This window comes from Collinsella aerofaciens (assembly GCF_032584215.1).
Taxonomy (GTDB): domain Bacteria; phylum Actinomycetota; class Coriobacteriia; order Coriobacteriales; family Coriobacteriaceae; genus Collinsella.
Genome location: NZ_JAWHPN010000005.1, coordinates 55,698 through 74,495 on the forward strand (window position 1 = coordinate 55,698; position 18,798 = coordinate 74,495).

Consider the following 18,798-nt stretch of genomic DNA (forward strand, 5'->3'; position numbering starts at 1 on the left):
TTACAATTGCGGGCGCGGCTTTCGACGCAAAAAATCGAAATGCGTCTCGCTCAAGATAATCGAAAGAAAGATGAGCGCGAAGCCGGCGAGCAGGCGCGAGGTGAGCGCCTCCCCCATCAGCAGCACCGAGAACAGCACACCCGAAGGCGACTCCATCGAAAGGAGCAGCGAGCCCGTCGAGGCCGGGACATGCGCCAGGCCGACGTTTTGGATGAGCAGAGCCACACATGTGCAGCCCACCGAGAGAAACGCCATCACACTGATAAAGCTCGGCGTCCAAACGGACAGCGGCGCTTGGGTCTCGAATAGCAGCGACGAGATCAGGCTCAGCACGCCGTTGCCCACAAACATCCAAAACGTGATGACGTTGATGTCCATCTTGCGGCCATACTTGGCGGTCACCGCCATCTGGATGGCAAAGAAGACCGCACCGCCCAGTGTGATGACATCGCCGACATTGAACTCGACGCTATCGAGCGCCACCAGACCAATGCCCGCCAGGCACAGCAACGCGGCGCCCAAGTTGTAACGGGTAAGCTTTTCGCCGCTTAGAACGTAGCTCGCAAACGGAACCAAGATGCAGTACGTGCCCGTCAAAAATGCACTCTTGCCTGCCGTGGTCTGTGCCAGGCCGATCGTCTGCAAACCGTAGGCACCCCACATGAGCGCGCCCATGCCAAGTCCAACAATCAGGTTTCGAGCGTTGAAATGGGCAACAATGCGCTCGTGGAAGATGGCAAGCATGACCAACGACGCCGGAAGAAAACGAATGTAGAGCAGCTCGAACACCGGAATGGTATCGAGCGCATCCTTCATGGTGGTGAAGGAATAGCCCCAGATGACCGCCACCGATAGCAGCAAGACCTTCCAGAACAGCGGCGAGCGCGCACCGGCACCGCGAGAGGCACCGCCGGCACCTAGGTCTTCGCGGGCTACAGGGCTATCGGGCATATTCTCGATTTCGTTGGCAGCGTATTGGGCCATGGAACATCCTCACACTCAATCTGGGCGTGGTGTCCGCACGCGTATGGCTGCGTGCCGCCTCATGGTCAAATAAAAACGGGGCGCACCGGACCCCCGGTACGCCCCGCTACTGTAGCAACAACCAGCGTTGCATCGCAATCCAGCATAATAAAGTGTCAAACTGGAAGATCTCGATGTTCCGACGGCGTTTACGTTGCTGAACTAAATCAATTTGGTTGACTCCAGTTTTTCGATGATCCAGTCGTTGGCTTTGATGACCGGGCGGCGGAAGACGACGCCCAGTGCCAGCGACGGAATCAGATAGCTCGCCAGAATGCCTAGCTCAATCCAGTACTCCATGTGGTACGCACCGGCCATGGCGGCATGCATGGCGTTGATGCCGTGGGTGAACGGCAGGAACGGATAGATCGCCTGGAACACGGGGCCGGTCATCTCGATGGGGAACGTGCCGCCCGAACCGCCGACCTGCATGACCAGCAGCACGACGGCGAGCGCCTTGCCGATATCGCCAAACGAAACCGTAAGCGTGTAGACGATATTGGAGAACACGAGACTCGCGACCCAGCCCGCCAGCACAAACTGCAGCGGGTCGTCGCACTGGATGCCAAAGAACAGGATGTCGCCCGCACACACGAGCGTTGCCTGCAGCAGGGCCAGACCGCCAAAGAACAGGTAGCGGCCCAGGTAGATCTCGTGCAGGCGCACGGGGATGAGCTCGTTGATAAGCTCATCGTCAACCGAGACCTTCATCATGGCCGCCAGCACAATCGAGCCCACCCAGAGCGACAGAATCGTGTAGAACGGTGCCATGGCCGAACCGTAGTTGCGGATCGGATAGACCGGCTTGCGATCGAGCGCGACGGGGCCGGAAAGCGACACGGCCAGACCCTCGGGATCATTGCCGATCATCGTCTTGATCGTAGCGAGGTCATCCGACATCAAGGCGCCGTCGAGCTCGTCCTTAAACGCACTGATCTTGTCCGACGCCTCGCCCAGCTGATCAGAAGCCTTGTTGACCAGCTTTGCAGCCTTGGAGAGGCCCTTTGCCAGCGAACCGGATGCGTCGGTCAGGCCAGCAACAGCACTATCCAGATCGTTCGAAATACCGTTCAGCGAATCCAAAACGCCCGAGATGGTCTTCTTGAGCTCCTTTGCCTTGGCCGAAAACGTAGAGTCGTAGTCAGTCTTGGCGCCCGAGATACCAGCCTTGGCATCCGCGATTGCCTGATCGACCTCGGCACGCGACTTATTAACCTCTGCCATGCTGTCAGAGAGAGACTTCGCGGTGGCCGTCAAGTCCTTGGCGTTGTTGCGATACTCCACAGCAATCCTGCTCAGCGATGTTGCCACAGACTTGAGGCTGTCCTGGAGTTTTTCGTCAGTCACCTGATCGGCAAAGCTGCGGAGCTGGTCGGCCGTGGCGTCGATATCGTCGGCACGCGTGTTGAGCGCCGCCGCGGCATCGTTGAGCTGGGACACTGTAAGGTCGACATGTTGATTCGCGGCATCAAATGCCTTCGCAAGCTCGGCGGACACGTTGTCAAACGAGCCCGCGCTTCCGTCAATCGCGGCATTGATGGCGTCGTTGGCGTCCTTCAGCGCTTCCTTGGAATCGCTAATACCGCTCTTGACATGCTCCATCAGCTGCTTCGTTGACTCATCGACCGTGCCCGTCTGCTTGAGCATGCCGCTCGCCGACGTCAGCGAATCGGACGTGGATCTCAAAATGCCCGCAAGCGACGTTGCGCTGGCCTGAACGTCCTGCAGGTCCTGGACCGAATCGCCGAGCGTCGAGGACAGGTTGGCGATAAAGTTGCTGACCTGGTCGGTGCTCATGTAATCGAGCAGGCTGGACACCGTCTTAAGACCGATGCTCGTAATGGTCTCGGTAAAAGTTTTGTTAACCTGGCTCTGGACGGCGCTCGAACCCTTCTCGGTCACGATCTGCGCAATGGCGTTGGCCTTCTGATTCTCGTAGAACTCGATATCGGCATGCTTCACGTCGGTCGAGAAAAGCGTCATCATGTCAGCGCTAAACGTTTTGGGGATAACGACGGCAGCATAGTACGCGCCCGACTTAACGCCCTCGATAGCCTTTTCGCGATTGTTGAGCACAACCCAATCGAAGCTCTCGTTGCCGCGTAGGGTGGCGGTCACGTTTTCGCCCACGTTAACCTCGACGGGGATCAAATCGCTCTCGTAACCCTCATCGGTGTTGACCACGGCGATCTTAAGATTGCCGGTGTTGCCGTACGGATCCCAGCTGCCGGCGATGTTAAACCACGCGTACAGACACGGTACGATAATGAGGCCCATCACGACAACCAAGCCGATCACGGAGCGAGACACGTTTTGGACATCGCGCTTAAACAGATGCAGGATGTTCTTCATTTATGCCTCACCTCCTTTGGAGTGCTTGCCAAGCGCGGTGGTATCTCCATCATTTGTGGCTGTGCTGTCGCTGCCCTGAGATTTATGGTGCGAGCCGATATGCGGCAAGCGGCCCGTGGACTGATCGCCGCCCTTGGCACCACGCTCGCTGGCGTTGAGGCCAAACATGTGGCGGGCGGCAGGAATGGCGGCCGTGTGTTCGCGCATCTCGCGACGCAGGTCCTCATCCGAAAGCGCCGAGATGCGCATCTGGGTATTGAGGCTCGCTCGGATATATTCGATATTGATAAGCCAGCCGCAGATGGCAATAACCGAGATGATCCAAATGACAAGCAGGATGATCTTGCCGTTATTGTCGATATCGAGAACCGTCGACAGGACAAAGAGCAGGACCTGAACGCCCACCACGGCGGCAAAACCGCCCTTGATGTAGTACGGGTAGCGATGTTCAAAGGCGACCGCATGATCGAGCAGTTCGCGACGGTACGAATCGGAATCGAGCATGACGCGCATGGCCGTGCGCAGCGAGTAGCGCTGGCGCGGCAGGTCGTTGGACTCGCAAATCATCATACCGGTCGTGGAGAGCTGTTTATCAAAGAGCAGGTTAAGGTTGAGCAGCAGCGGACGCAGCTGCAGGCCGATAAAGAGCGCCACGATCAAGAACACGCCCAGAATGCACAGGTTAAACAGGTAGTTGAACGAATACATGCCGCCGACCGTCTCGCGCAGCAGATTGATGCCGTAGGTAAAGGGCAGCAGCGGGTGCAGCCACTGGAAGAAGCCGGGCATCATCTCGATGGGGTACATGCCCGATGAACCCGGAATCTGCACGATAACCAGAATGACGCCGATTGCCTTGCCGATGTGCTTAAACGTAGTGGACAGCGCGTAAATGATGTTGACGTACGTAAACGAGATGGCGATGCCGCCCAGCACGAACAGCAGCGGGTTGACGCACTGTACGCCAATCACCAGATCGCCTACCGTAACGATGATGGCCTGCAACGCGCCCAGGATCACCATGAGCAACCAGCGGCCAAAGTAGCCTTGGCGCGCCGTAAAGCTGCCAACACCTTCACGGTCGACCTCGAGCTTGTAGATGGCGATGAGCACATAGCCGCCCACCCAAAGCGCCAGATTGGTGTAGAAGGGAGCGATGCCCGAGCCAAAGCTCTTGACCGGATAGATCGACTTGGACGTCAGCTCGACCGGAGAGGCCATGAAATCTGCCACGTCATTGACATCGACGCCCATAAGGTCGGCGAGCTCGCCCATAGACTCAGAGGTCTGCAGCGCCGCGATGTCATTGGCTGCGGTCGCAAGCTTGTCCTGGACCTTGGCAAGCGAGGAATCGGTCTGGGACAGCGTGGTCTTGGCCTGGCCGAGCGTAGCGTTAAGCTGCGAAAGCGTACCGCGCGCGCTTGCAATCGTGGGCGTGAGGCCAGATACGATACCCGTCAAATCACCCGAGACGGCGGCAAAGGAATCAAGCGCGCTCGAGGCCTTCGGCAGCGCGTTTTGACCCAGGTCCGTCTGGGCCTGGCCAAGGTTGGTCGCACCGGTCTGAATTGCGTTATTGGTAGCTTCGCTGGCACCCGAGACAGCCGCGGCGTCATTCGCCATGGCGCTCGACTGCGCAGACAGACCGTCCTTGATGCTCTGAAGCTTTTCATTCTGCTCTCGAAGCAAATCGATGGTCGATACAATGCGCGCGTCAATTTCCTCGGAACCTGTCGACGTGTCATTGGCGAGAATCTCCAAGTGCCCGATAACGGCCTTATTGTGGTCGATCGTCGCTTGGAGAGACTCGAGCGAGTTGTCGATACGGGTGGTCGTAGATGTGACCGTGCCCGTCAGCTTGCCGATGGCAGCGTTCGCGGAGGCCGACGTCTTGGTGAGCGCAAGGCTGCCTTCCGAGAGCGCCTTGGAGAGCGAGGCGATAGAGTTGCCCGCCGTGGTGCGAGCTTCACCCAGCAGGTCGTTGCCCTGAGAGATCGCTTGCGTCAGTGACGGCGCCTGACCCTGCATGCCGGCAAGTGCCGCATCAGCCGAGGCGATAGCGCCACTCGTCTTATCGATGGCGTCATTCATGTCGCCAATCGAATCGCGCACCTCGCCCAAGGTATCGGATGCCTCGGAGACAGAACTTGCCAACGAATCCTGAGTCTGGGTTGCCTTGTCCTTTAAATCGACTCCGGCATCCTTGGCAATGCTGGCAACGGTCTCGCCCACCGTGGAGACAAATTCCGAGTTGATCTGCTCCTCGATGGTGCTTGCACCGGTGTCGGTAACCTTGGGCGCAATAGCACTCTTCTTCTCATTGACGTAGTACGTAAGCTTGGGCTGATGGTAGTTACCGTCGAGCATCGAAACCAGGTTATCCGAGAAGTTCTTGGGGATCACGATAGCGGCATAGTACTCGCCGCTCTCGACGCCCTCCTTGGCATCGGACGCCGAATCGACGAAGGTCCAGCCCAGCTGATCGTTCTCCTTGAGCTGATCGACGACCTGGTCGCCCGCGTTGAGCTCGCCCACCAAGTCGTTTTGGGTGCCCCGATCGTTGTTGGCGATGGCAATCTTGATACCCTGGGTGTTTCCGTACGGATCCCAGTTGGCCACGATGTTGTACCAGGCATACAGCGAGGGAATAACGCACACGCCAAGGGTAACCACCAAGGCGACGGGGTTCACAAGCAGTCGCTTAATGTCGCGCTTAAATATCGCAAAGGACACCTTTGCATTGGATAGTTTGCTGCCGAGACTCACGCTTGGACCATCCATCCTGTCGTTAAATCGAATCGTACTATCGACAACCATTGTACGTAGGCGCTTTAGCGTCTCAGAGCACAATGGTATTGAGTTTTGCGGGTAGCAATATACTACGAAGACAAATTAACGTACAGTTGTACAGTATCTTAAATTTCAGCAGGTCACAAAACCACAACCCGCACAAATTAGCAATTCAAATAGTCATCGGGGACGTTCTTAAACGACTAGTCAAACAAGAACGTCCCCAATGACTACTTAGGACCACGGCAACGTCGATGTTTTGGCAATGCCAGCGAGCGGGCGCCAGAGCGAACAAATTGGCATGAAAAGAGGACGGCATAGACCTTCTGGTCATGCCGTCCTCTTTGAATGACAAGTTGTCGCTCTGGCGCCCGCGCAGCGTCGACTGGTCCGCCGTTCGTTAGAACGGCGGAACTGAGGGCAGCGTCGAGCCGTTACGCGGTTTGGTAAAACCGCGTAACTACCTAACTACATCAAGTTGCAAACAGCCGCCGCGAAGGCCACGGGGTCCTCGGGGAGGATGCCCTCGACCAGCAGGGCCTGGTCATAGAGCAGACCGGAGTACTGCTTGATCTTGTCGGCGTCGCCTGCCTTCTGGGCAGAGACAAGCTTGTCAAAGACCGGGTGCTTGGCGTTGAGCTCGAGCACGCGCTGGCTCTTGGGCATGCCGTCGGGCGCGCCCTCGGGTCCCTTCTGGAGCACCTTCTCCATCTCGAGCGATAGCGGGCCCTCGGTGGTGATGCAAGCGGGGGCATCGGTCAGGCGTGCGGAGACGGCAACTTTCTCGACCTTGTCACCGAGCGCCTCCTTCATAGCGCTAAAGAGGTCCTCGTTTTCCTTGGTGGCGTCCTCGGCCTCCTTCTTCTCGTCCTCGGTCGCCAGGTCAAGATCACCGGTCGCGACGTTCTTGAGCTCCAGATGACGATCCTCGACCTCGGGCTCGGCACCGTCGGCCACGGCCTTTTCGGCAGCCTCGCGGGCAGCATCGTCCTCGTAGATCTTGGGCATATCGGCGGCAACGTACTCACGCATAGCCTGGAAGGTGAACTCATCCACGTCCTGCGTCAGCAGCAGCACGTCATAGCCGCGGTCGAGCACGCCCTTTACCACGGGCATCTTGGCCAAGCGCTCACGCGAGTCGCCGGCAGCGTAGTAGATGGCCTTCTGATCCTCGGGCATGCCCTTGGCATACTCGGCCAGGGTAATCATCTTCTGCTCCTTGGCAGACCAGAACAGCAGCAAGTCGGCGAGCTCGTCGGCCTTCATGCCGTAGCTCGAGTAGATACCGTACTTAAGGCCGCGGCCAAAGTTCTCAAAGAACTTCTCGTAGGTCTCGCGGTCGTTGTCACGCATGTCCTCAAGGTCGGCGGTGATCTTTTTCTCGACACGCTTGGCAATGGCCTTGAGCTGACGGTTCTGCTGCAGCGTCTCACGCGAAATATTGAGCGTCACGTCGGCAGAGTCCACGACACCGCGCACAAAGTTGTAGTAGTCGGGCAGCAGGTCGTCGCACTTCTCCATAATCAACACGTTGGAGCTATAGAGCGCCAGGCCCTTCTCGTAGTCCTTGCTGTACAGATCGAACGGCGCGCGTCCCGGCACAAACAGCAGGGCGTCATACTCGAGCGTGCCCTCGGCATGGAAGCTGATGGTGCGCGCAGGATCGTCAAAGTCGTGGAACGTGGACTTGTAGAACTCGTCGTAGTCCTTCTGCTCGACATCGGAGCTGCGCTTCTTCCAAATCGGTGTCATGGAATTGACGGTCTCGAGCTCCTGGTAGTCCTCGTACTCGGGCTTGTAATCGTCGCCGGCGTCCTCGGGCTTGGGTTTCTGGCGGCTCTTGGACACCATCATCTGAATCGGGTAGCGCACATAGTTGCTGTACTGCTGAATCAGGCTCTTGAGACCCCACTCGGTCAGGAAGCGATCGTAGGTCTCGGCCTCGCCGTCGGCATCGAGCTTCTCGTTCTCGCGCAGCGTCAGGATGACATCGGTACCGTGCTCGGCGCGCTCGCCGTCCTCGATGGTGTAGCCCTCAAGACCGTCGGATTCCCACACATGGGCGACATCCTCGCCGTAGGCGCGGCTGACGACCTTCACATGGCTGGCGACCATAAAAGCCGAGTAGAAGCCCACGCCAAACTGACCGATGATGTCGACATCGGAGCCCTGCTGCTCGGCGTTCTCGGTCTTAAACTCCTCGGAGCCGGAATGGGCGATGGTGCCCAGATTGCGCTCCAGCTCCTCGGCGGTCATGCCAATGCCGTTATCCGAGATGGTAATGGTGCGGGCGTCTTTATCAAAGGAGACGCGAATGGCCAGGTCGCCCTGGTCGATCTTGACGCTCGGGTCCTGCAGGCTCTTAAAGTTGAGCTTGTCGACGGCGTCGCTCGCGTTAGAGATAAGCTCGCGCAGGAAGATTTCCTTATTGGTGTAGATGGAGTTGATCATGAGGTCGAGCAGTTTTTTGCTCTCGGTCTTAAATTGACGCATGTGCAGTCCTTTCGCGCTACCCCCGTCCGCAAAAACGGCCCGGTCGCCCGAGCCGAATCGCAGACCTGCTATGTTCAGACTTAGATTTTATAACCCATTAGCGCGCATATATACATACGGAATCGAAAAACTGTATGTCTAAGCGCTCCGATGCGCCAATTGCCAAGGAGCGTCCCAACTGCCGGCAGAAAAGGAACGTCCCTATCTGCCATCTACGCGCTTGGCCATCCAGACATGGGGCTGGCCCTCGTCTTCGTAATCTACCGGGGCAATTTGCGTGTAGCCCGCCTTTGCATAGAGCGGCAACACGTATTCCTGCGCATGCAGCTTAATAAGCTTAGCGCCGGCATCGCGTGCACACGAAGCACTGGCCTCGACGATCGCACTCGCCAGTCCGCGACGACGCATAGCCGGCAGCACGGCGACGCGCCCCATAATGTAGGTCTCCCCCGCCGCAACGCCTTCGTCCATGTCGCATGCCGGCAACACCGGGGCCTCTGCGTCAGCCACGCGCTCAAGCTCCTCGGGAAACACGCGCGAGCAACCGGCAAGCTCGCCGTCTACATAGAGCGTCACATGAATGCAGCTCTGATCCTCGTCGATAGCGTCGAACTCATTCTCGTAGCCTTGCTCGTCCATAAAAACGACGCGGCGCACCAACGCCGCGTCATCAAAGCATCCCGTCTTAAGTTGGATATCCATGGCTGCCCTTTCATTCAATGCGAACGTTAGGGACAGATTTTAGCGAAAATGAGCTCCGCGCACGCTAAACTTCGCGCGAGCCTTCGCCAGGCAGTCGTAATGACCCACGTTATGGGCATCGCTCGCGATGAAGCTGTACAGGTTCTGATCGAACAGGCGCTGTGCCGGCTTTTTCTCGCGACCAAAGCGACCGCCGGCAATAAAGTCCGCCGAAGCCTGCAGCTTGCAGCCCATATCGACCAGACGTTCCGCCACGCTTACATCCTTTTGAACCGCACGATAGCGCTCAGGATGAGCGATGATCACCTGGTAGCCACGGCACTGCAAATCGTAAATCGTGTTCTCGTACTCTCTAAACGCATACGCATCGGCATGCGTCGAAAGCTCAAGCAGAAACTCGTTGGTCCCATCGAAATGCAAGTGCTCCGCGGCATCGATACCAAGCTCAACAAGCTTTCGATGGTTGACCTCGAAGCCCATCTGGAGCGGAAAACCGTCAGCGTTATCACGCAGCAGCTCAAAGGCATCCCACATCTTGTCGTAATCAAAATAGGGATCACGGCAGTGAGGAGTGCAAACGATTCTGGTTACACCGGCCCGCTTGGCAGCCTCGAGCATCGCCAAGCTCTCATCGAGATCGGCGGCGCCGTCGTCTACACCCGGCAAGATATGGCAATGAATGTCACGCATAGGTCAGCCTTAATCAACTAAACGTTTGCTCGGTTGGTGAAGATGCCCTTTTTGGAAGTCCCCTGATCGTCGGAGCCCTTCTTCACCTTCTTACCGTCCTTGGTGTAGTAGGAGTAGTAGTACTCGCTGGTCTCGGTCTCGCAGTAGTTCATAACGGTACCGATGAGCTTGACCTTCTCGGACTTCTTAAGCTGACCGATGGCGTTGAGCGCCTCCTCGCGCTTGGTGAAATCCTCACGCACGACAAAAAGCGCACCGTCGGTCAGACTTGCGATCTCGGCAGCATCGATGAAGGTGCCGACCGGGGGAGCATCAAAGATAACGTACTGGAACTTGGCGGACAGTGCCTTTACCAGCTTGGCAAAGCGGTGAGAGACGATGATGTCGGCAGGATTGGGAATATGCGGCTCGGCATCGAGGAAGTAGAAGTTCTTCTGCCCCGTCTCGACAATCGCCTGGTCAATAGAAACCTGCTCGGAAAGGACTGCATAGAGTCCGCCGCGGGAGCGGACGCCGAGCATATCGGCAAGGGACCTGCGACGCATATCAGCCTCGACCAGCAGGACGCTCTTGCCGCTGGTGGCGATAGCCTGGGCAAGGTTGATGGAAACCGTAGACTTGCCCTCGTTGGGAATCGAGGACGTAACGGTGATGGTGCGAATGGGGTCGTCCACGCTCGCAAAGCGGATGTTGGCCAGAAGGGTCTTGGCGGCATTCTGTACAACGAGCTTATCGGTGTTCTTTGCCTTAGCCATGCCTATTTACCACCTTTCATAGCCGGAATTCGGCCAACAACGGGAATGCTCAGGAGCTCTTCTGCCTCTTCGGCACCGCGGATGCGGGTGTTGAGCATGTCTGCCAAAACGACATAGGCAACTGCGATAAAGATACCGGCGAGGAACGCGACGGCAATATACAGCGTGCGCTTGGGACCGCTGGGGGCTTCGGGGGTCTTAGCCTCGTCGATAACGTTGATGCTCTGGGCAGCGCCGACGTTCTGAGCGACCGTACTCACCGAGCTGGCCATGGCCTTTGCGACCTTAGCCGTCTCCTTGGCATCGGTGCCGGTAACCGAAAGCGTAATGACACGCGTGGTGGTCTCGGAGGAAACAGACACCTTGTAGTCATCCAGATCGGTGAGGCCCAGTTCATCGGCTGCGCCGCTCTTAACGCTATCGCTATCCAGCAGCGTGGCGATATCGTTGGAAAGCATCTGACTCGCCGAGAGATCGTTGTAGCTCATCTGACCGCTATCGTCGGTCTTGGCGAGAATGTACATGCTCGTCGTCGCGGTATAGGTGTTGTCCATCGCAACGAAGGACACGATGCCCATGGCGATCGCGCAGACCACCGGAAGGGTGATGACCAGCTGAAGGTGCTTCTTCAGCAGCTGGAACAGTTCGAGAAGGGTCATGCAGCTTGCCTTTCATTTCCCCAGTTCGGATTGACAAAACTGTCCGTATGTTATCGCATCTTTTTACCGAGACCAAACTCTATACATAAGAAACAGGCTCTCCTGTAAAAATGTCGGAAGCAATCGTAAAATTGCACAACAACGCCGCACCCGAAAGTCAAATGCGGCGTCTGCATCAATATCTATGTTGTATCGCTATGCGAATGGCTCGTCCTGCCGTATGGGAAACGTCACCGTAATGGTGGTTCCCACGCCCAACTCGCTCGACAAATCGAGCGTGGCGTGATGATACAGGGCCGCATGCTTGACAATTGCAAGCCCCAGACCGGTTCCGCCGCGCGCCTTGGACCTACTCTTGTCCACGCGATAGAACCGCTCAAATACCTTGCCCTGTTCTTCAGGCGCGATACCGATTCCCGTGTCGGCGACCGCAAGGAACGGATGGCCTTCGTCGTTGGTGCCGCACTGCAGCGTAACCGCACCGCCGGGTCGATTGTAGCGGATGGCGTTGCTCGCCAGATTATAGATGAGCTCGTCAATCAAGCGCGACACGCCTTCGATGACCACAGGCTTGGTCTCATGACTTATCGTCACATTCGCCTGACGGGCGACCTGTTCAAGACGCTGCTCAACCGCGTAGATGGCACGCGAGAGCTCAATAGGCTCCGTGGAACCAATGGGCACCGCCTCGCCCTCAGTTGCACGCTCGGCCTCGTCCAAGTTAGACAGCGTAAGGATATCGTTGACAAGCGCTGCCAAGCGGCCCGCCTCACGATAGATGCGACCGCCAAAGTTGCGCAGGTCGCCCTCGCCCTCGACCATGCCGTTTGCGATGAGCTCGGCATAGCCCGAAATCGCCGTAAGCGGCGTCTTGAGCTCATGGGTGATATTCGCCGTGAACTCGCGGCGCATACGGTCGTTGTCCGCCAGCACCGCCATTTGGCGCTTGAGCTCCTGGCGCTGCGACTCAATACGCTCAAGCATGGGGACCATCTCGGCATAGGCGTGCTCATAGCTACGGCGCGGGTGGTCCAAATCCACCTCTTGCAAAGGCGCGATGATGGCACGGGACTCGCGGCGCGCCATAAAAAACGAGAGTACCGCACCCGCTGCTGCGATAAGCAGCATCGGCGCCACCATCGACAGCAAAATCGCCGCAACGCCAGGCTGGGCCTGCGCCAAGCGGACAACCTGGCCGTTATCAAGGGCGACGGCGCGATACAGCATAATCTCGTCGAGCGTAGAGCTTGCGCGCTCCGCGGAACCCGAACCACTCTCAAAGGCCTCGATGACCTCGGGGCGATCGCCATGGTTGGGCAGTGTGGAAGGCGACGCCTCGTTGTCGTAGGCAACCGATCCATCCTTGTTAATCAGCGTGATGCGCAAGTCCTCTCGATCGAGGCTACGCAAGAACGGGATGGGCTCCTGCTGCTCGTCGAGGGCGGCAGCAATGAGCTCGGTTTCTTGCGCCAGGTTGGCACTCGTGGCATCCGCCAAGGTGTTTTGCACAAAGAACGCACCCAGCACCGTAAACGCCACGATAACCGCCATGGCGCAGACAAAGATCGTCACAAAAACGCGGTGCGACAGCGTATGTTTTCCCTGGGGGGCGAAGACCACGGGTTACTCCTCCGATGCGGTGGCCGCGGTGTCGTCACCTTCGGCACCATCACCGGCAGAAGGCTCGGCCAAGCGGTAGCCCACGCCGCGCACGGTCTCGATGGCGCTGGCATGCTCGCCCAGTTTTTGGCGAAGCGTCTGCACGTGCACGTCAACGGTGCGCGAACCGCCGTCGAAGTCCCAGCCCCACACGCTCTGCAGCAACGACTCGCGGGTAAAGACCACGCCGGGCTTGCGCATGAGGTACTCGAGCAGGTCGAACTCGCGCAGGGTGAGCTTAAGCGACTCGCCGGCAACAGTCACCTCACGATGGCTGGGCGAGAGCACAATGTCGCCCACGCTGAGCACATCGCTTGCCTGTTTGACCATGCCGCCGCGACGCAGCAGTGCGCGGCAGCGGCTGGCGAGCTCCATGAGCGAAAACGGCTTAGTCAGGTAATCGTCGGCACCGCCATCGAGCGCCATCACCTTGTCGAGCTCGGTATCCTTGGCGGTAAGCATCATGATGGGCACCGTCGCCGTCAGGCGATCGGCACGCAGTCGACGCATAATCGCCAAGCCATCGGTATCGGGCAGCATGATGTCGAGCAGGACGGCATCGGGTACCCGTCGCGCCACGGCAGCCTTAAACTCACCGTCGCACGAAAAGCCTTCGGCCTCAATCCCCTGCTTGCGCAGCGCATAGACCGTCAAATCCCTGATGTTGTCATCGTCCTCGACGTAATAGATCATGTTGAACCCCTTTGCGGCCGGCATGACCGCATCTTAACCCTAAAGGTACCTTTACTAGATGGTATCAGCCAAAACGCCCCGTCAAATAATCCGCCGTGCGCGGATCGGTCGGATTCTTGAAGAGTTGCGCGGTGGGCGCGTGCTCCACCAGCTCACCCAGCAAAAAGAATGCGACCGAATCGGAGATACGCGCCGCCTGCTGCATATTGTGCGTAACGACCACGAGCGTGCAGGTCTCTTTGAGCTCGCAGGCCAGCTGCTCCACCACCAGCGTCGACACAGGGTCGAGTGCCGAGGTCGGCTCGTCCATCAGCAGAATGTCGGGCTGCACGGCAAGTGCGCGGGCGATGCACAGACGCTGCTGCTGGCCGCCCGAAAGACCCAGACCCGACTCTTTGAGCTTGTCCTTGACCTCATCCCATAGCGCAGCGCGACGAAGGGAGTCCTCGACCAGCTCATCCAGCGCAGCGCGATCGCGCACACCCATACCGCGCGGACCATACGCGACGTTGTCGTAGATGCTCATGGGAAACGGGTTGGGGCGCTGGAACACCATGCCCACGCGCTGGCGAAGGCGGCAGATGTCGTAGTCGCCCAGGATATCTTGACCATCGAGCGCAATCTTGCCCTCGATGCGGCAGTCCTTGATGCCATCGTTCATGCGGTTAAAGCAGCGCAGCAACGTGGACTTTCCGCAGCCCGAAGGCCCGATGAACGAGGTAATCTGCTTGTCGCGGATCTTGATATTCACGTCCTTGAGCGCATGGTGGTCGCCATAGAACAGGTCGAGGCCCTCAACATCGATTCGCGTCGGCGAGGCGGCAAGATCCTCTGCCGTGGGGCGAGTCGCATCCCCAACCTCGCGCTCGTGCGCGGCCTCGGCCTGCGCTTTCATGAGTTCTTCAAGCTCCGTGGGCTCCACAGCCGCAGCAGCCGTCATACCGCATACCTCCACATCGATATCAATTCAGCAGTATCGATAGTAGGAATCGCGGCTCATATGCACGTGAGCGCATTGTCAAGTGTTTGTAAGGGCACACTGGCTATGCGGCGGGCAGCTCGATGGTGAATATCGTGTGTTCGGGCGTCGATTCACATGCAACGGTACCGCCGTGCGCGCATACGATCTCCTTGGCGATGGCAAGCCCCAGTCCAGCGCCGCCGCGATTGGTCGCACGCGCCGCATCCAGGCGATAGAACTTCTCAAAGATCACCTTGAGCTTTGCCTCAGGGATGGGATCGCCCTGATTGATAAAGCGCACGCGCACGCCACCGCCGCCCCGGCGTCTGGCCTCGATCGTGATGGTCGAGCCCTCATAGCTATAGGCAATAGCGTTTTTCATGATGTTGTTGAACACGCGAGCCATTTTGTCGCCATCCACGAGCACCGTCAGGTCCTCGCGAATATCAACTTGGACTTCCTTATGCTGCTCGTTGAGGATGGGATAGAACTCGTCAGCCACCTGAGCCAGCAGCAACCCCAGATCAACATAGCCGCGCGTGAGCACGATATCGTGGAAGTCAAAGCGCGTGATATCGAAGAACTCTTCGATGAGCGTATCGAGCCGGTGCGCCTTGTCGAGCGCCACGCCCGTAAAGTGCGCACGTTGCTCAACCGGCAGCTCGGGAGCCTCTTGCAGCAGCGAAAGATAGCCCACCACACTGGCAAGCGGGGTGCGTAGGTCATGTGCCAAGTACGTGACCAGATCGTCCTTGCGATGAGATTCGTCACGCAAGGCCTGTTGCACCTTGCGCTCACGGTCACGCACGCGGTTAAGGGCGCCCTCGACCTCCAAGAAGTCGCCGTCGATGTTGTCCCAGGTGTCGGGGTGATCGATCAGGCGATCTTGAATACGAGCAGCCAGCACACAATCGGCATGCTGCTCGCCCTGCTCGTAGCCCTGGTAGTACAGGGCGCGGCCGCACAAGAACAGCACGCACGCGGCAAGCGCCAGCACAAAGCCAAGCATGTTGAATACAAAGCCGGCATCGAACAGCACCGGCCCTTCGATGCCGCCGAGCGCCATGGCGCCAATCGCCAACGTCATGGCCCACGCGGCGCCGCCAATCACCACGCAGCGGCACACGATCTCAAATCGATCGATCAGCAAAAAGCCAACAAGCAGCACCGCCAAGATTCCAGCGATGTTATCGATGCCAATCAGCAGCAGGCTCAGCAAAAAGAGCAGCACCGTTGCAAGTGCGCGGTTGTCGACGACTGACCTCACGTATTCAAAGAGTCGATCGGGCACCTCGAACGCTTGCCTATCGTCTTTTGTCATATCAAGATCCTCACAAGCGAAAAGCGTTATTCGATGATGTAGCCGACGCCCCAGACGTTTTTGATAAAGCGCGGCTTTTGTGCGTCGTCGCCGATCTTTTCGCGCAAGTGGCGAATGTGCACCATCACCGTATTGTTGGAGCCGGGCATAAAGTCCTCGTTCCATACCGCGCGGAACAGGTCCTCCACGGCCACCACACTGCCGCGATGCTCGACCAGATACAGCAAGATTGAATACTCGGTGGGTGTGAGGCGTACCGGTGCACCGTCCACCGTCACGGAACGAGCGTCGCGGTTGATCTCCAAGCCGTCGAGCTGAATGGTCGGCGACTCGGCCGCCTGTGCACGGCTACCGTAGCTGGTGTAGCGGCGAAGCTGAGCGTGCACGCGCGCGATGAGCTCCAGCGGGCGGAACGGCTTGACCACGTAATCGTCCGCGCCAAGCGAAAGGCCCTCGATCTTGTCTTGCTGGGCATCGCGCGCCGTCAGCATGATCACGGGATAGGTATGGCTGGAACGGATCGTACGCAGCAGCTCAAAGCCATCGATATCGGGCAGCATGACATCCAGCAGCGCCAGATCGAACTCCTGCTCCAAGATTGCCTTGGCAGCATCAGCCCCGCTATAGGCAATCTGGACGTCAAAGCCTTCTTTTGTAAGGTAGATGCCAACTAGGTCGGCAATGGCCTTCTCGTCATCAACTACCAAAATGCGCTCGTTCATGCGTGCTCCTCTCGCGCTCCATTATGCCTGAGGCGACGCACGCCACACACAACAAGCGTGGGTGATTAAGTCGGCCTTAAGCACCCTTGTGCCCGTTCGGGTGCGGATGTGGGCCACGCGCGCACGCGATGATCGCCGACGCCGGCAAACGATATACTCTAGTTCCAGAAGAGACCATCCCGTCGAAAGCGAAATCCGTGAAGTCCCTCACCTCTTTTGCAAAGCGCTCAGCCCAGCTTGCCGCCGGCTTTGTCTGCGCTATCGCCCTTGCCGCTGGCGCGCCCACCGTCGCCGGCGCCCAAGTGCTCACGACCGACAATGTTTGCGGCAAAACCGCCGATGCGCGCGGCATCACGGCCGAAAACCTGCCCGATATCGATGCGACCAATGCCCTCGTCATGGGCAAAGACGGCACCGTCTACTATGGGCGCGGCGCCGATGAGCAGGTCAAGATCGCCTCGATCACCAAGGTCATGACCGCAATCCTAACCGTCGAGAATTGCGAGATGGACGAGAAAGTCACGGTGAGCAACGCCGCAGCCACCGTGGGTAATTCGACCGCCGGCTTGCTCGAAGGCGACGAGCTTACCGTGGAGCAGGCACTGCGCGGCCTGATGATTCCCTCGGGCAACGACGCCGCCATCGTGCTCGCCGAATATGTGGGCAAGAAGATCGACCCTAAGACCAAAGACGCCGAGGCCACATTTGTGAAGGCCATGAACGAGCGCGCTAAGAAGCTCGGCTGCACCGGTACGCTTTTCGAAAACCCGCATGGTCTGGACTTTGATGAGTGGGCTGGCGATATGCACTCAACCGCACACGACGTAGCGCTGATGATGCAGGAGGCCATGAAAAACGACACGATCCGCGAGGTCGTAGCGAGCGAGGATTCCTGGATCGAGGTCACGGGCGCCGACGGCACCGACCATTCGCATTCCATGGACACGCATAACTATTTGCTGGGCCAAGATGGCAACATCGGCGGCAAGACCGGCACCACCGACGACGCGGGCTATTGCTTTACGAGCGCCTACAACCGCGATGGCGACGAGATCTACACCGTCGTTTTGAACTCCACCACCACCGACCAGCGCTTTACCGATACCGCAACCCTTGCCAATTGGTACTACGGTCACAAGATGACGGTCGCAATCGCCAACACGCAGGAAAAGACCGCCAACGACAACCCGCTTATGGCACGCATTAGCCAGACAGATTGGACGGACAAGACAATCGACGCCACGCTCGCCGACCCCGCCGCACAGGCAACGGTGTTCTCACTCGCCGGCGAAGTGACCGAAAAGGTTAGCTACGACGATCTTTCGGGCACGGTGCATGTGGGCGACAAGGTGGGCAGCGTTACGCTCAAGCAGGACGGCACCAAGATCGCCGTCATGGACCTGGTTGCCGACGAGGAAGGCGCAGGGCCGAATCCCATTGAATGGCTCCTTGTGAAGCTCGACCGCCTGGGCCGCCGCATCGACAACCGTCCACTCACGGCAGAAAGCGAGACCGTAGCCAAGGCTCCTGAGATGTAAGATCGAAGAACAATACGCTCGCTGAAAGGAGGTGTCCGAAAGGATGCCTCCTTTTTTTTGAGGGTTCGAATCCCCAGCGCCCTTTCTCGATAATAAAAAAGGGCCCCCGATGGGACCCTTCTTTAAAGTTAAACTGGCGGAGAGCTGGGGATGTCCGGGCATGCTACGCATGCCCTCCGGCTTCAAAGCCTGGCGGCTTTTCGCCCACGGGCTACAAACGCTTTCGCGTTTGCTTAACGCCCGTGCCCTCTCGGGTTCGAATCCCCAGCCTCCTTTCTCCGCACAAAAAAGGCCCCAAATGGGACCCTTCTTCAAATTCATACTGGCGGAGAGCTGGGGATTCGAACCCCAGATGCCCTTTTGGGGCATACTCGCTTAGCAGGCGAGCACCTTCGGCCTCTCGGTCAGCTCTCCGTAACAGCCGTTCTATAGTAACCAAA

Annotated in this window: 14 protein-coding genes and 1 tRNA gene; 1 reads left to right on the forward strand and 14 read right to left on the reverse strand. The window is 58.2% G+C overall.

Translation table 11 applies throughout. The features are described 5' to 3' along the window. The 13 genes from RX395_RS02380 to RX395_RS02440 form a co-directional block, all read right to left on the reverse strand. Positions 1–984 carry a DMT family transporter gene (locus RX395_RS02380; protein WP_271759243.1) on the reverse strand — a complete coding sequence of 328 codons (984 nt, stop codon included), beginning with the start codon at positions 982–984 and terminating at the stop codon, positions 1–3. 201 nt (positions 985–1,185) lie between these two features. Beyond that, the gene (locus tag RX395_RS02385) at positions 1,186–3,375 is read right to left on the reverse strand and encodes a YhgE/Pip domain-containing protein (protein WP_316365180.1); all 2,190 of its coding nucleotides are present in this window, start codon (positions 3,373–3,375) and stop codon (positions 1,186–1,188) included. Further along, the gene (locus RX395_RS02390; RefSeq protein WP_316365182.1) at positions 3,376–6,141 is read right to left on the reverse strand and encodes a YhgE/Pip domain-containing protein; all 2,766 of its coding nucleotides are present in this window, start codon (positions 6,139–6,141) and stop codon (positions 3,376–3,378) included. Between the two features lie 492 nt (positions 6,142–6,633). Beyond that, positions 6,634–8,658 carry a molecular chaperone HtpG gene (htpG, locus tag RX395_RS02395; RefSeq protein ID WP_316365183.1) on the reverse strand — a complete coding sequence of 675 codons (2,025 nt, stop codon included), beginning with the start codon at positions 8,656–8,658 and terminating at the stop codon, positions 6,634–6,636. Between the two features lie 201 nt (positions 8,659–8,859). Continuing rightward, the gene (locus tag RX395_RS02400; RefSeq protein WP_316365185.1) at positions 8,860–9,360 is read right to left on the reverse strand and encodes a GNAT family N-acetyltransferase; all 501 of its coding nucleotides are present in this window, start codon (positions 9,358–9,360) and stop codon (positions 8,860–8,862) included. A 39-nt stretch (positions 9,361–9,399) separates the two neighbouring features. Then, positions 9,400–10,050, reverse strand: a complete 651-nt coding sequence (locus tag RX395_RS02405; protein ID WP_022094060.1) for a tyrosine-protein phosphatase — start codon at positions 10,048–10,050, stop codon at positions 9,400–9,402. A gap of 17 nt (positions 10,051–10,067) precedes the next feature. Continuing rightward, positions 10,068–10,805: a CpsD/CapB family tyrosine-protein kinase gene (locus RX395_RS02410; protein ID WP_035136836.1), complete on the reverse strand. Its 738-nt coding sequence runs from the start codon at positions 10,803–10,805 to the stop codon at positions 10,068–10,070. A gap of 2 nt (positions 10,806–10,807) precedes the next feature. After that, entirely contained in the window at positions 10,808–11,464 is a 657-nt protein-coding gene (locus RX395_RS02415) for a YveK family protein (RefSeq protein ID WP_316365189.1), read from the reverse strand. A gap of 195 nt (positions 11,465–11,659) precedes the next feature. Then, positions 11,660–13,084 carry a sensor histidine kinase gene (locus RX395_RS02420; RefSeq protein WP_055285945.1) on the reverse strand — a complete coding sequence of 475 codons (1,425 nt, stop codon included), beginning with the start codon at positions 13,082–13,084 and terminating at the stop codon, positions 11,660–11,662. Positions 13,085–13,087: 3 nt separating this feature from the next. After that, positions 13,088–13,816, reverse strand: a complete 729-nt coding sequence (locus RX395_RS02425; RefSeq protein ID WP_050766101.1) for a response regulator transcription factor — start codon at positions 13,814–13,816, stop codon at positions 13,088–13,090. 64 nt (positions 13,817–13,880) lie between these two features. Continuing rightward, the gene (gene pstB / locus RX395_RS02430; protein ID WP_192934402.1) at positions 13,881–14,756 is read right to left on the reverse strand and encodes a phosphate ABC transporter ATP-binding protein PstB; all 876 of its coding nucleotides are present in this window, start codon (positions 14,754–14,756) and stop codon (positions 13,881–13,883) included. Between the two features lie 103 nt (positions 14,757–14,859). After that, positions 14,860–16,098, reverse strand: coding sequence for a sensor histidine kinase (locus tag RX395_RS02435; protein ID WP_316365194.1), 1,239 nt, complete (start codon positions 16,096–16,098; stop codon positions 14,860–14,862). Positions 16,099–16,124: 26 nt separating this feature from the next. After that, positions 16,125–16,820, reverse strand: coding sequence for a response regulator transcription factor (locus RX395_RS02440; RefSeq protein WP_250786886.1), 696 nt, complete (start codon positions 16,818–16,820; stop codon positions 16,125–16,127). Between the two features lie 197 nt (positions 16,821–17,017). On the opposite strand from RX395_RS02440, the gene RX395_RS02445 reads away from it, so the two are divergent. Further along, the gene (locus tag RX395_RS02445) at positions 17,018–18,358 is read left to right on the forward strand and encodes a D-alanyl-D-alanine carboxypeptidase family protein (protein WP_316365197.1); all 1,341 of its coding nucleotides are present in this window, start codon (positions 17,018–17,020) and stop codon (positions 18,356–18,358) included. A 323-nt stretch (positions 18,359–18,681) separates the two neighbouring features. Here the strand turns inward: RX395_RS02445 and RX395_RS02450 are convergent. Next, positions 18,682–18,772 (reverse strand) — tRNA-Ser (locus RX395_RS02450). Positions 18,773–18,798 lie beyond the last annotated feature (26 nt).

Coding starts and splice junctions, on each gene's coding strand:
- RX395_RS02380 (WP_271759243.1), bottom strand. CDS start 984: ATGGCCCAATACGCTGCCAACGAAATCGAGAATATGCCCGATAGCCCT.
- RX395_RS02385 (WP_316365180.1), bottom strand. CDS start 3,375: ATGAAGAACATCCTGCATCTGTTTAAGCGCGATGTCCAAAACGTGTCT.
- htpG (WP_316365183.1), bottom strand. CDS start 8,658: ATGCGTCAATTTAAGACCGAGAGCAAAAAACTGCTCGACCTCATGATC.
- RX395_RS02400 (WP_316365185.1), bottom strand. CDS start 9,360: ATGGATATCCAACTTAAGACGGGATGCTTTGATGACGCGGCGTTGGTG.
- RX395_RS02405 (WP_022094060.1), bottom strand. CDS start 10,050: ATGCGTGACATTCATTGCCATATCTTGCCGGGTGTAGACGACGGCGCC.
- RX395_RS02410 (WP_035136836.1), bottom strand. CDS start 10,805: ATGGCTAAGGCAAAGAACACCGATAAGCTCGTTGTACAGAATGCCGCC.
- RX395_RS02415 (WP_316365189.1), bottom strand. CDS start 11,464: ATGACCCTTCTCGAACTGTTCCAGCTGCTGAAGAAGCACCTTCAGCTG.
- RX395_RS02425 (WP_050766101.1), bottom strand. CDS start 13,816: ATGATCTATTACGTCGAGGACGATGACAACATCAGGGATTTGACGGTC.
- pstB (WP_192934402.1), bottom strand. CDS start 14,756: ATGACGGCTGCTGCGGCTGTGGAGCCCACGGAGCTTGAAGAACTCATG.
- RX395_RS02435 (WP_316365194.1), bottom strand. CDS start 16,098: ATGACAAAAGACGATAGGCAAGCGTTCGAGGTGCCCGATCGACTCTTT.
- RX395_RS02440 (WP_250786886.1), bottom strand. CDS start 16,820: ATGAACGAGCGCATTTTGGTAGTTGATGACGAGAAGGCCATTGCCGAC.